Annotated in this window: 9 protein-coding genes; 5 read left to right on the forward strand and 4 right to left on the reverse strand. The window is 44.8% G+C overall.

Features of this window, described 5'->3' with window-relative positions; all coding sequences use genetic code 11:
- Window positions 1-471: 471 nt before the first annotated feature.
- From TW81_RS10990 to TW81_RS11000, 3 genes are read left to right on the forward strand one after another with little or no spacing between them, the layout of a single operon-like run.
- Window positions 472-1,131, forward strand: a complete 660-nt coding sequence (locus tag TW81_RS10990) for a TetR/AcrR family transcriptional regulator (RefSeq protein ID WP_045955765.1) — start codon at window positions 472-474, stop codon at window positions 1,129-1,131.
- Window positions 1,128-2,444 (forward strand): efflux RND transporter periplasmic adaptor subunit, encoded by a 1,317-nt coding sequence (locus tag TW81_RS10995; protein WP_045955766.1) that lies wholly within the window; start codon window positions 1,128-1,130, stop codon window positions 2,442-2,444. Before TW81_RS10990 ends, TW81_RS10995 begins: the two co-directional genes overlap by 4 nt.
- Window positions 2,441-5,542, forward strand: coding sequence for an efflux RND transporter permease subunit (locus tag TW81_RS11000; RefSeq protein WP_045955767.1), 3,102 nt, complete (start codon window positions 2,441-2,443; stop codon window positions 5,540-5,542). Before TW81_RS10995 ends, TW81_RS11000 begins: the two co-directional genes overlap by 4 nt.
- 35 nt (window positions 5,543-5,577) lie before the next feature.
- Here the strand turns inward: TW81_RS11000 and TW81_RS11005 are convergent, their stop codons facing one another.
- Entirely contained in the window at window positions 5,578-8,703 is a 3,126-nt protein-coding gene (locus TW81_RS11005) for an efflux RND transporter permease subunit (RefSeq protein WP_045955768.1), read from the reverse strand.
- A 9-nt stretch (window positions 8,704-8,712) separates the two neighbouring features.
- Window positions 8,713-9,858: an efflux RND transporter periplasmic adaptor subunit gene (locus TW81_RS11010; RefSeq protein ID WP_045955769.1), complete on the reverse strand. Its 1,146-nt coding sequence runs from the start codon at window positions 9,856-9,858 to the stop codon at window positions 8,713-8,715.
- Between the two features lie 308 nt (window positions 9,859-10,166).
- On the opposite strand from TW81_RS11010, the gene TW81_RS11015 reads away from it, so the two are divergent.
- Both TW81_RS11015 and TW81_RS11020 read left to right on the forward strand, forming a co-directional pair.
- The gene (locus TW81_RS11015) at window positions 10,167-10,640 is read left to right on the forward strand and encodes an HAD family hydrolase (RefSeq protein WP_045955770.1); all 474 of its coding nucleotides are present in this window, start codon (window positions 10,167-10,169) and stop codon (window positions 10,638-10,640) included.
- Window positions 10,641-10,721: 81 nt separating this feature from the next.
- The gene (locus TW81_RS11020) at window positions 10,722-11,228 is read left to right on the forward strand and encodes a flavodoxin family protein (RefSeq protein ID WP_045955771.1); all 507 of its coding nucleotides are present in this window, start codon (window positions 10,722-10,724) and stop codon (window positions 11,226-11,228) included.
- A 47-nt stretch (window positions 11,229-11,275) separates the two neighbouring features.
- Here the strand turns inward: TW81_RS11020 and TW81_RS11025 are convergent, their stop codons facing one another.
- Complete coding sequence (locus tag TW81_RS11025) at window positions 11,276-11,884, reverse strand: YitT family protein (RefSeq protein ID WP_045955772.1); 609 nt, start codon at window positions 11,882-11,884, stop codon at window positions 11,276-11,278.
- 137 nt (window positions 11,885-12,021) lie between these two features.
- Window positions 12,022-13,398, reverse strand: coding sequence for a diguanylate cyclase domain-containing protein (locus tag TW81_RS11030; RefSeq protein WP_338061732.1), 1,377 nt, complete (start codon window positions 13,396-13,398; stop codon window positions 12,022-12,024).

Raw genomic sequence — 13,398 nt, forward strand, 5'->3', positions numbered from 1 at the left:
CAACCGATATACGTTTGGTCAATCGTTTGCACGAATCTTCACTGTAGGTCTGATAATTTCAACCAGTAAAACTCGATAATTGCCTAAGGTATTCTCTCATTTTCTGTCGCCAGAACTTTCCATTTTTGAAAATAATTTTTCCATTATTAACAATTACTCATGCATAACAAAAGTGTTACTTTAAACAGCATTGGTTACACTGATATAAAGAATCTCTAAAGACTGAGGGTTTTTTATAACAGTTCAGATATGGATATTGGACCAACAATCTCCAAACAAACAACAAATATTGTTGCCCTTTTTGGCCCGCGTAGTTGCCCACTGCGCGGGCATTTTTCTCTCTAGATATCATTCACCTTCATCGAAAATTAGAAATTAATCACTTGTTTAAATATTGATTAATTTATGTCATATCGGTTAGTTAGCAATCTCTCTATAATTAATCATACGTTTAATAATGAGAGTTAACTTGTGGCAGAAACCAGCAGAAAAGCAGGTCGTCCCAGTGACAGTATTGATGCTAGACAAAAGCTTATCGATCACGCTCGTGAGCTCTTCACCATCATGGCCTACGATAAAGTATCGACTCGCCGCATCGCAAATCGAGCGGGTGTCAACGTCGCCATGATTCGCTATTACTTTGGCAATAAGGAAGGCTTATTTGAAACTGTCCTTCGGGAAACGCTTAAGCCAATGAAAAAACAGATTGAACTCATGGTGCGAGAAAGTTCTCAGAAGAACTTTCTCGACATTATGCGCACCTACTATCGGGAAATGTTCAAAGTCCCTCAGTTTCCTCGCTTAGTATTCCAAGTTATGCACATGGATAGCTCTGAAGTACAGCGTAAGCTACTTGAAAAGGTTTTCACTGACATTAGTCAGCCGATGCAAATGGTGATGTTTGATCGACTTATCGAGAGTAAAGTTTTAAAACCTGACGCAGACCCTAAGCTATGTAAAGTTTCGTTTATCAGCTTGATGGTTTTCCCTTTTATCGCTCCCCAATCTCTGCTTGCCATTCATGGCATTGAGCTTTCTGAAGAATTCCTTAACCAACTGTTAGAACACAACATAAAACTGATGACAAATGGCATTCTTCAGCCCAACGATCTGCAGGAACAACATTTATGAAAATCAATAAAAAACTACTGTTTTTTCCAGCGCTAGCCGTTGGCGTCATTACCCTAGTGCTGGCGGTCAAACTAAAACCGGATCTCCCAGTTAAACCCGCTGGCGACCGAGCACGTTTGGTTGATACTGTGCCATTGCAACTGCGCGCTATGGCCCCTCAGGCGATTGGTTACGGCAAAATCACGCCTAAAGTTGAATGGAAAGCCATCGCTGAAGTGACAGGAAAAATCGTCTACCGCCATCCTAAGCTCGAAAAAGGCCAAGTTCTTCCAGCGGGAACAGAAATTTTACGTATCGATCCACTCGACTATGAACTCAAACTGGTTCAAGCTCAGGCGGACCTCAAATCTGCTCAAACTTCTCTCGCCAAGTTAAACCAAGAAGAACAAAACCTCCACCAGACGCTAAAAATAGAGCGTAACCGTCTAGTTATCGCTAACAAAGAGTTGGAACGTAAACAAAATTTAAGGACAAAAGGGCTGACTTCACAATCGGACGTTGATCAGCAAGAACAAAGCGCACTCTCCCAGCGCAAGCTAGTGCTCGATATTGAGAATCAAATCGCTTTGATGCCCGACGAAAAGCGGGTCGCCGAAGCCTTAGTCAAAGTGAACTTGTCTAAAGTAGAAGAAGCACAACGTTCACTGGAAAAAACCATCATTACGTTACCCGATGATCTGCGTATCTCTCAGGTTGATATCGAGCAGAATCAGGTCGTTAACCTGCAACAAACCATGGTAACTGCACATGGTATGAACGTGATGGAGGTCGAAGCTCAACTGTCTATCCACGATATGCACACGCTCGCCTCAAGTATCGGCGAGTTTAATCGTGATCCATCAGGCATTCCCCAACCAGATATGACCTTTATAGACGCAAGCATTGAACTAAGCAGCGGTAATATGAAAGTAAGTTGGCCTGCAAAAGTGAGCCGAATCAGCGAAACTGTTGACCCCAATCAGGCCACAGCGGGCGTGATACTAGAGATCGAACAAGATTATCGTCATCTCAATCCAAGCTCAGTACCGCCACTTGTCAACGGCATGTTTGTCAGAGCATTTATCGAAGGGCAGCAAAACCCAAGCTGGGTGATCCCAGAACGTGCCCTTCACGGCGATAAAATCTATCTCATGGGAGAGGACAACAAACTTGAGATTAAACCAGTGTTGGTGCTCTATCGCCGAGACAATCAAGTCATCATTGATGGGCAATTGGAGCAAGGTGATAAGTTGATCCTCAACGATCTACTGCCAGCGATTAATGGCATGTTGTTGAAAGAAGCAGACAGTGGCACAGAGGAGTCGTCACTATGATACGATTCTTCTCTAAACACCCAACAGCTGCAAACCTGCTTATGCTGAGCTTGCTGGTAATGGGGTTGACCTCACTCTCCAGCATCAAGCGGGAAACTTTCCCTGAATTCGACCCACCCTACATAATGGCTGGTGTCGTCTACCCCGGCGCGTCGCCACAAGAAGTCGAAGAGAGCATCTGTGTTCGCATGGAAGATGCGGTTGACGGCCTAGCCAATATCGAAGAAACACAGTGTGAAGCGATTGAAGGCTCGGCAAGACTGATTCTAAAACTCAATGAGAAAGCCGATATCGGGCGCATGTTGGTCGATGTGCAGACTCAAATCAACTCGATCAATGACTTCCCTCAAGAGATTGAGTCTCCCGTGGTACAAGAACTCGACTGGAACGAACCTGTCGTGGACGTAGCAATTACTGCAGACACAAGCTGGCCTGAACTCAAAGCCTACGCGGAACAGCTTAAGCGCACATTAAAGCTTGATTATGATGTTTCTTTGGTTGATGTGGCAGGGTTTTCTGATCATCAGTATCGCGTCGAACTAGACTCACAAGCGATGCGTCAACTCGGCTTAAGTGTGGGTGATATTGCCACTCAAATTGGCCGACAGAATATTAAATTACCAAGTGGTAATGTTGAAACACCAGACAAGAACTTTCTGATCCGTTTTGATGAAAGACGAATTACACCGCAGCAACTAGAGTCGATCGTTGTTGGTTCTGGGCCAAATGGCTCACAGATTCGACTTAAGGACATCGCAACCATTACTGATCGTTTCGAGTTAGACGAACAGAAAGTACTGTTTGATGGCCACCCTTCTGCCCTGCTCAAAGTCAGCAAGAACAAAGAAGACGACGCGCTAAGAATCAAGGAGCGTGTTGCCCAGTTCGTTGAACAACAACAAGCGATTGCACCAGATGGCGTCAAACTCGAGCTTACCAATGATCTCTCATCGGTACTGTGGGATCGTTTAACCATGATGGTACGCAATGGCTGGCAAGGTATCGTTCTGGTATTTGCCACTATGTGGCTGTTCTTTAGCCTTCGCTATTCATTCTGGGTTGCCGCGGGCTTACCTGTTGCTTTCCTTGGGGGCTTATTCCTGATGGCGCAGCTTGGGCTGTCGATCAACATTATGTCTTTGGTCGGCTTACTGATGGCGATCGGGATTATGATGGATGATGCAATTGTGATTGCCGAATCGATTGCCGCTCATCTCGATCGAGGCGAAGATGTCGATAACGCCGTCATCAAAGGGGTGAAAAAAGTACTCCCCGGCGTTGTGTCGTCCTTCCTTACCACTGTGTGTATCTTCGGTAGCTTACTATTTTTGCAAGGCGAAATGGGCGCTGTGCTCAAAGCGGTTCCACAAGTGTTGATCCTTGTTCTAACGCTAAGTTTAGTCGAGGCTTTTCTTATTCTGCCTAACCACTTGTCACATTCACTGCATAAGGAGAAAAATGAAAAGCCACCCGCGAAATTTAAAAAGAAACTCCTAGATGGCTTTGAGAACTTTCGCAACACAACCTTAGTTAACGCAGTAGAAAAAGTGGTTGAGTTTCGTTACGCCTTCCTTGGTGGTGTCATCGCGCTGCTGCTTATTTCGGTGGCAACATTGGCCGGAGGATTACTCAAGTTTCAGCCCTTCCCTGAACTCGATGGTGATATCGCTGAAGCACGTATCATTCTACCTCCGGGGTCATCACTGTCTCAAACCGAGGCGGTTGTCGATAAGATCGTAGCATCTGCGAAAAAACTAGATAAAGAATGGACGCAAACTGTTGAAAACGGCGTGCCACTGATTGAGCACATTACCAGTCAATTTAACGCCAATGCGGACGCTAATGAATCGGGGCCTCACATCGCCACCGTTCGACTTGATCTACTTGGCGCAGAGAGTCGCAATACGGTTATTGATGATTTCATCGCCGCTTGGCGCCAAGATATCGGTGAATTAGCCGATCCCATTTCGCTAGTCTTTAAGCAGCCAACCATGGGACCTGGTGGACGCGCGATTGAAATCCGTGCAAAACATGATGATCTCGAAGCACTTAAAGCGGCGTCAATTGATATTCAGCAGTATCTCAACGAATTCGATGGCGTACATGGCGTGCTTGATGATATGCGTATGGGTAAGGAAGAAGTGCTAGTCAAACTTCGCCCAGGTGCAGAAACTTATGGCATTAATGGCCAACTGGTTGCCAACCAATTACGTGCCGCCTTTTTCGGTCAGACCGCAGACGAAATTCAGGTTGGCGTAGAAAATATCTCGATTGAAGCTCGTCTTGATAAAGTTCAAGCGGGAGACCTTCAACAACTGGCAAATTTCCCAATCATCATGTCGGATGGCAGTCAGATACCATTGGCAACGATTGCAACGTTAGACTTTCAGCGCAACTATGTTCGCATTCAGCGTATTGATGGCTTAAGAACCATCAGCGTATTTGGTGATGTCGACAACACCAAAGCCAACTCAACGGCGATCATCGCTCAGTTCCAACGCGATGAAGCAGCAAAACTGATGGCGAAATATCCAGGACTAAGGTTCGATTTTGAAGGTGAAGCTAAGGACACCGCTGAAACTGGCGCGTCTATGGGCAAAGGCTTCTTGCTTGGTCTGTTTGGCGTTTTTGCAATTCTCAGTTATCAGTTCCGCAGCTATCTAGAACCCGTGGTGGTTATGCTCGCTATCCCATTAGCTTTTATTGGCGTGGTTTGGGGACACATATTACTCGGTCATTCGCTTAGCATGCCTAGTATGATGGGTTTTGTTTCCCTCGCAGGTATCGTGGTCAACGATTCAATCTTGCTGGTGCAGTATATTCGCCATCACGTTGATGAAGGCGATAGCGTTCACGACTCAGTGGTGAAAGCGAGCCGAGAACGTTTCCGAGCGGTATTTTTAACCTCAATGACCACGGCGGCCGGTTTACTGCCTTTACTGACAGAAACCAGCTTGCAAGCTCAGGTTATTCAGCCTTTGGTTATCTCGATTGTGTTCGGCATCTTTGCCTCAACCTTACTGGTGCTATTTATGATCCCCGCGGCCTACTCGGTTCTCGCCGACTTTGGTTTGGTACATAAACACGAGGAAATTTAGTCGATTAACAGCGGGTCACATTGACCCGCTTTTGTTTAGTTTAGAAGCTCGTTATTGCTTTTTCGTCTCACCACTAAAGCTTTCAACTTAGTAAATAGCGCTTTGATATCTTCTAACATCAGATACAAGCAAGGCACCAATATCAGCGTCAGCAAGGTGGCAAACAAGACGGCAAAGCCAAGCGCCACAGCCATTGGAATTACAAATCTAGCTTGCAGACTGGTTTCAAACATAATCGGTAACACACCAACGAAGGTCGTGATCGACGTAAGAGTAATGGCGCGAAAACGTGCGCACCCGGCTTCGATAACCGCATCTTTAATACTCACTCCTTGCGCCCTAACTTGGTTGACATAGTCCGTCATAACTAGCGAGTCATTGACCACAACCCCAGCCGCAGCAATGAGTCCAAACGTGGACATCATGCTCAAATCCAGTCCAAACCAGTAATGGCCCCAAATCGCACCGGTTAAGCTAAACGGGATCACAGACATTATAATCAGCGGCTGAGAGTAGCTCTTTAATGGCACAGCAAGCAGTATGTAAACAATAATCATCCCCGCGACAAAAAAGATGATTTGTTCATTTTGCTGCGCTTGCTGCTCTTCAATGGTGCCACCAAGCTCACTTTTAACGCCTGGGTAAGCCGATAGGATGTCAGGAATCATTTCACTATTGATCTGTTCGACAATCTGATTTGGCTCTACTAGCTCCTCGTCAATTGAGCCGTACACATAGACACTACGATAGCCGCCTTCACGACGAATACTGCTCACGCCCGGCTTCTGCTGTATCTCTACCACATCCCCGAGCATCACTTTCTTCCCTTCTGGCGTGGTTATGACGGCGTAACGCAAAGAAGAAAAAGCTTCGCGAGTGAGCTGTGGATAACGCACCATGACTTTAATTTCTTCGCCATCACGCAACACTCGCTGCGCTTCACCGCCGTAAAAGCTACCACCGACCTGAGTCGCAATGTCAAACAGGTCTAACCCAAGGTCATAGGCGACGGGTGCGAGCGAAAGTAAAACCTCCTGACTGCCAGAGTCAATCGACGATGAAATATCAAACAAACCTGCTTGCTGTTGCAATTTGATGATCAACTCTCGACCGGCTGCATTTAAGCTCTCGATATCCGCGCCATACAATAAGAAACCAAACTCATCGCCTTTTTCATCGTCATTGACATTGTCAGAAACATTGAGCATTTTAAGACCGGGTATATTGGGCAGTCTTTCTCTCCAACGTCTGGCAAGCTCAAAAGTGTTAAACGGTCTCAGCTCTTCATCAACCAAGGGAATCACCAATCGCCCCTCTTTTCTCCCCTGATTAAAGGTGAGAATGTCGCGAATCATTTTTTGTCCGGTCTCTTGTTCAATCTCAGCATCAATCGTCAATACCGTCGACTCAATCAGCTTTAACGCGTCGATGGTTTGTTCGCTCGATACGTTGTCGTTCATCACCAGTTTTATACTTGGAAAGTCATGCGGAACTTTCGGCGAAGGGACAATGCGTACATAACTCGCTAAAACCATCGCAATACTGATGATCAGCAAGGCAGCGAAGCCCGCGAAAACACTCCAGCGCCAATACGTACACCTCTGAACAAACCGCTTATAAGGACCATTGATAAACCCGAAGAAGCGGATATTGAATTTATCGCGCCAACTCCCTTTCTTAATCGGTGCGAAATTAGAGTGCGCTAAGTGTGATGGAAGAATTAACTTAGATTCCACCAAACTAAAGAACAGGCACAAGATGACGATCGATGCGATACCAAAGAAAAATGCTCGTTCGATACCTTTCGACATCAGGAACGGGGCAAATACCGCCATAGTAGTCAGTACGCCAAATGTCGCTGGCGTCGCAACTCGTTTCACACCGCGGACAACATTTTCGACCCCTCCGCCATTTTTCTCAATTTCACTGTAAGCACTTTCACCGATGACAATCGCATCATCAACAACAATGCCGAGTACCATGATAAAAGCAAACAACGAAATGATATTGATACTGACGCCAATCGCAGGCATGAGCATAACCGCGCCTAGGAAACAGACCGGTAACCCAACCATCACCCACATAGCAAGTTTAACGCGCAAAAACAGGCTCAACATTAAGGCTACCAGCACGGCACCTTGTAGCAGGTTTTTCAGCATCATATCTAGACGAGCATTGAGGTAATAGGTCATATCGACCAAGGTTTTGATCTTCAGATCCGCAGGCAGTGTTTGGTTCTTCTGCTCAATGTAGGCCTTGACTGACTCAGCAACCGTCACCATGTTTTGATCTTTGGTCGCTTTGACCGAAAGATACATAGCATTTTGACCTGAATAGCGGAAATAGCGATCATCTTCAGTAAAGCCGTCTTTTATCGTCGCGATATCTTGCAACAATACTTTGCCACCATTGGCTCCAATTTTAACTGGAATCGCTCTGAACTCTTCACCACTGTAGTACTGGTTCTCGATACGTACCGAAATCATCCCCGCGTTGGTTCTAACTTCACCCGCAGAGTAGTTCGCTGAGTAACGTCTGATCGCATTGCTGACGTCGTTCAACGTTAAACTGTACTTTTGCAGCACACGTGGTTCTATCTCGATGGCAATTTCGTAGTCTGGGGCACCTAATTCGACCAGTGCAACATTGTTAAGCTGTAGTAGTTCATTTTCAATTTGCTTTGCAATAGGTTTCAGCTCAAGCAAGCTACGGTCACCCACCAGCGCCATCTCAATCACATCTTGACGCCATTCATATTGGTAAACCTGAATGGGTTCCATCGCATCAGGGAAGTTGGAGGTCGAGTCGACCTTTTGCTTTACCTTGTCGAGCACCGCATCGATATCTTCATCCACGCCGATTTCAAGCTCAATACTGCCGCTACCACGATACGCAGTTGACACCGCCTTTTTGATCCCAGTGACATCTTTAAGTGACTCTTCTAACTTAATCAGGATGCTTTCTTCAATTTCTTGCGGTGACGCGCCCGGATACTGTGCGCTAACATTGATGTAGTTAACTTCAATGTTGGGAAACATCTGCCGTTGAATAAAGAAAAAGCTCACGGTGCCAATAATCAAAATGAATGCCATCAGTAAGTTGGCCGCAACGGAGTTGTTAGCGAAATAGGCTATCAGCCCTTTCTGTTTAGTCTCTTCCATGATGGACCCTTACAAACTTGATGGATTGTCTTGTACCGCGACTTCAACCTGCAACCCTTTCTGCGGGTACTCTGGCACTGTGAGCACAATTTGGTCATCATCCGTTAGACCTTGGTTAATGAGCATGAATTCTTTCTCTGCTCGCAGCACATTGACGGTTCTTGGTTCCAATTGATTGTCACTATTCACCACCCAAACTTGACGGTTGTTCACCAGCTCTTGTGGGAGACGATAGATGTGTTTAAGTTCTTTGCCAGCGAACTGAACTTCAACATAAGAACCAAATTTAATCGGTGCTTTATCGCTTTCCATTGCATAAGGGTTATCAACTCGGACAACCAGGTTGATCATTCGTGTGCTGGCGTCGATAACACCCAGATCGCGGTCAATCACCGCAGTGCGCTGAACATTTTCGATCCCATGCTGAATGACAGTAGCCGAGGTGCCCGCATAGTCTTGTGGAAGAAAAGCACTATCAAACCCTGCGATAGGAAGGTGAATTTCCCCTGCCTCAACATTATTTAATACCGCAACTTGTGCTCCCGCTGAAATAAACTGACCGACACCAATTTGTTTCGCTACCACTAACGCGTCGTAAGGTGCAACCACGTTGCAGTTTTCTAGATCTCGTGTAGCACGCTTGAGTTCTGCCATCGCTGATTTTACCTGTGCATCGGCACTGAGTAGCTGTGGCTTGCGCAAGTACAGATCCGTGACTTGTTTCTGAGGGAGGTTTTTAGCCTGACGCGCTGCAACCTCAGCCTTGGCTTTCTCTTCAATTAAAGCAGCACGTGCGCTCGCCAACTGCGCTTCAGCTTGTAACACCGCAGCTTGATAATTGTCATTTTCGATGCGAAATAGCACTTCGCCACGCTTAACGACACCACCAACAACAAAATTAGGGTGCCAACTAACCACTTCTCCGGAGACTTGCGCTGATAGTTGAGTGACTTCAACGGGTTGAAGTTCGCCGTGGCTGGTAATCACAACTTTGTGATCACTCGACAATACTCGAGATACCTTAACAACAGGCGGAGCTTTGGGCGGCTTACTTTCCAATGGTTCAGGGGCCGTTGAAGCAATTGCGGCATACCCAGCATACGCGCCACCCATTATGATAAAGGGCAGCAACCAACGTAACGGCTTAATCGTCATTTGAATTCCTTGTTTGTCATTATTGTTATATACGTAGTGATAGAGCTTCGACATCAATATCGCGAAAACTATCCAAGCAAAAGATAAGTTTTATAAATTCCAATTATCTATTCTTAGAAATTGGATGCTTCATCAACTGCACACCCATACAGCAAATCAAATGCCAAGTAATATTTATATACATTACAATGGGATAGCCTTAGAAGCTGAAAACCAAAACCATTCACATGGTAAATATTATCAACATATGGTCAAATTTACCTGATACCGATAGAATAAGTTTTGAGCAAGGAAAACAGGAGATTAGAATGAGCCACGTTTATCTTTTTGATTGGGGCGACACACTGATGATAGATTTTCCAAGTCAAAGCGGGAAAATGTATCTTTGGTCCCATGTCGAAGCGGTTGCAGAGTCGGAACAGACACTTAAGCAACTAAGCCAACAACATACGATTTATGTTGCGACCAGCGCGCAGGATTCAAGTGAAGCAGAAATACAACGTGCTTTCGAACGCGTGGGTTTAGATTCATATATCAATGGCTACTTCTGTAAAGCCAACCTAGGGCTTGAGAAAAACAGCGCAGACTTTTACTTAGCAATTCTTGAATCACTTGGGGATAGCGCGTCTCAAGTTACCATGGTCGGTGATAGTTTAAGTAAAGATATTTATCCTGCGATAGAAGCAGGTTTGCATGCTGTTTATTACAACCCCGCAAGAGAGTACGTCCCTACAGATGTTACAAGTATTGAGCGCTTGTCGCAGTTGTTAGATATTGAGTGAAAAACCTCTTTACCTCAAGCTAAGTTAAGGTTTTATAGTCCTTTCATCTATTCATATCTCAGTACCAAAAAGGACTTATAGATGAAGACGTTAATCTTATTTTCAAGTGCTAACAAACATGGCAATACCGCCAAAGCGGTTGAAAAGATAAAAGCCAATCACTCAATAGAAGTTATCGATATTGATACTCTGACCATAACCCCCTATCGTTATGGAAACGACTATCCTAGCGATGACTTCTATTCGTTGGTGGAAAAGATGCTTAGTTCGGACAACCTTGTGTTCGCCTCTCCCATCTATTGGTATTCGGTCACTGCACCAATGAAAGCACTTATTGATCGTATGACCGAGTTGCTTGAAGTTGCCACACTCAAACCTAAAGCTCGCGCACTCGAATCCAAGCGCGGTTTTGTTGTCACCAGCTCAGGCCAACAGCATTTATGCCCAATATTTCAAGGTTTCTTTAGCGAGCTATTTCGTTACTTCAACATCGAATACACAGCAACACTCCATGCAGCCTGTCACAATGGTTTTTCGATAGTGGAGCAAGACATCAGAACGTTTAACCAAATACTCAATAATCAATAAAGAAAAAGGCTTAGCGTACGCTAAGCCTTCTTGACTATGACTTGTTGTTAAGCCGCAGTGGCTTGGGGTTGATATCTTCCCGGCTTATGATTCATCGCCAAAATTAAGTTGGTTGCGATCGCCCCCATAACGGAAAGAAGGATCAAGGATATATCGACGATAAACAGTGACAGAACAACAATTGTGCAGTCGAGAGCCATTTGAACTTTACCTGCACGGATTCCAAATCGTTCCTGCAAGAATAGCGCTAAGATATTAAAACCACCTAAGCTCATCTTGTGGCGGAAAATTACCAGCATTCCGATACCGATCATTCCCCCGCCTAGCAAGGCTGCATAAAACGGATCAATGCGCGCAATTTCAATAACATGATGCAAATGGTCTACGGCAAATGACACGATAGATACAGCGATAAACGTATTGAGCGTAAAACGCCAACCCATACGAGTTGTAGAGAGGATGTAGAAAGGTAGATTAAGGACAAAAAAGACTTGGCCAAAGCTAAAGTCACTCACTTTAGTCAAAAAAATCGCCAAACCTGCCGTTCCGCCCGTCAGTAATCCAACTTTATTGAAAAAAATAACGCCCAGAGACACTAGGGCACTTCCAAGAATCAGCGCGAGCAAATTCTCACGCATACTATGTTCTTTATCCATTCTTTGACTTCCTATCCCAAACAATTCACAAAAATGAGGTGAATCAAACCCGCATAAAATGTCGATTATTAACAAAGAAGTCTAGAATTTGGCTCAAATAGCCAAAATAGTAAGTGTTAAGCCAAATTTACACTGTGTTATTGCTTGTTATGTTGTGAGAACATTTCGATAACCTTTTTGTCCTCTTGAACGGCTAATTTTTGTCGTTTCTCCAGCGCGTTACGATCTTTGCTCTCTTTTTGCACATACATCGCTTTGTCTGCAATGCTAATCAAAGCAGCCTTACTTGAGCCTTGGTCTGGATAGCAGGCAATACCAATACTCGAGCCTACACTTAGCTCACACTCTTCAAATAGGACTGGTCGCTGAATTGCGGCACTAATTTGCTGTATCTTTCTCGGTATGCCTTCCAAGTCATTGAGTAAATCTAAACACACCACAAACTCGTCACCACCAATCCGGCCAACGATATCAGACTCGCGCACGCAATCTAATAAGCGTTCCGCGACCTTAACCAGCATATAGTCACCGGCATCATGGCCATAGCAGTCATTGATGACCTTAAAATCATCTAGATCGATAAACAGTACCGCTAATTTATGACCGGAACGTCGCGCCTTGATTATCGATTGCTCAAGTTGTTTATCAAAAGCTCTTCTGTTCATCAAATTGGTCAACGAATCATGTTCAGAAAGGAACAACAATTGATTCTGCTTATACTTAAGCTGCTCAGTCTGGCGGATAATTTCTTCTTCAAGCTCTTTCTTTGTCACTGTCGATTGACTCAATGATACCGTCATCTGGTTAAAGAAATTAGCAATAACGCGAAACTCACTATCCATTTTGACCGCCTGAACCTTGGTATCTAGGCGGCCTTGGGCTAAATTCAAGATTGCAGTTTTCATTGCTTCCGCACCAGATTTAAAGCGGAATAAGATTAACCAAGCAGTAAGACTGACCAAGATTGAACAGAGAATTAACCACGCGGCCGCCGTAGACATTACATTTGCGAGATGAGATGCGTTACGGTTAAGAACCAATTGATGAACATAAGCCAGCTCTTCTGTCATATTTTGCACAATCATATTGTATCGGGAATGGATTAACGCTCGGGCAGATAAGCTCGAATTGACCTGACTCTGACTCTGTCCCTGAGGGGCGAAGTAAAGACTTTTCTCCTTTAACAACAACGTGTGCAAGCTGTGATTCATACGTTGAATATTATCCAGTTGCAGGTTGTTGCCTTTATAAGCAGTAAGCTTAGTGGTCAGTTCCGCCTGAACCGAACCAATCTGGTTAAAACTTGAGGCGTCACTAAACTGCTGGAGCACCCACAACTGGCTTCTAAGAAGATCGACGCACAATTGCAGGTCAATAATCTGATCGAGTTCTGCTTTCGTCACTTTTTGCTGATCATTAATCTTAACGAACGAGACCACAATGAACAGCGTCAGAATCATAGTTGTCGTTGATAAAACAAACATTTTTTTAAACAGCGAGTCAACCATCAACAT

It is taken from the genome of Vibrio galatheae (assembly GCF_000967545.1).
GTDB classification, from domain to species: Bacteria; Pseudomonadota; Gammaproteobacteria; order Enterobacterales; family Vibrionaceae; genus Vibrio; species Vibrio galatheae.

Coding starts and splice junctions, on each gene's coding strand:
- TW81_RS11010 (WP_045955769.1), bottom strand. CDS start 9,858: ATGACGATTAAGCCGTTACGTTGGTTGCTGCCCTTTATCATAATGGGT.
- TW81_RS11030 (WP_338061732.1), bottom strand. CDS start 13,398: ATGTTGATGGTTGACTCGCTGTTTAAAAAAATGTTTGTTTTATCAACG.
- TW81_RS10995 (WP_045955766.1), top strand. CDS start 1,128: ATGAAAATCAATAAAAAACTACTGTTTTTTCCAGCGCTAGCCGTTGGC.
- TW81_RS11000 (WP_045955767.1), top strand. CDS start 2,441: ATGATACGATTCTTCTCTAAACACCCAACAGCTGCAAACCTGCTTATG.
- TW81_RS11015 (WP_045955770.1), top strand. CDS start 10,167: ATGAGCCACGTTTATCTTTTTGATTGGGGCGACACACTGATGATAGAT.
- TW81_RS11020 (WP_045955771.1), top strand. CDS start 10,722: ATGAAGACGTTAATCTTATTTTCAAGTGCTAACAAACATGGCAATACC.
- TW81_RS11025 (WP_045955772.1), bottom strand. CDS start 11,884: ATGGATAAAGAACATAGTATGCGTGAGAATTTGCTCGCGCTGATTCTT.
- TW81_RS11005 (WP_045955768.1), bottom strand. CDS start 8,703: ATGGAAGAGACTAAACAGAAAGGGCTGATAGCCTATTTCGCTAACAAC.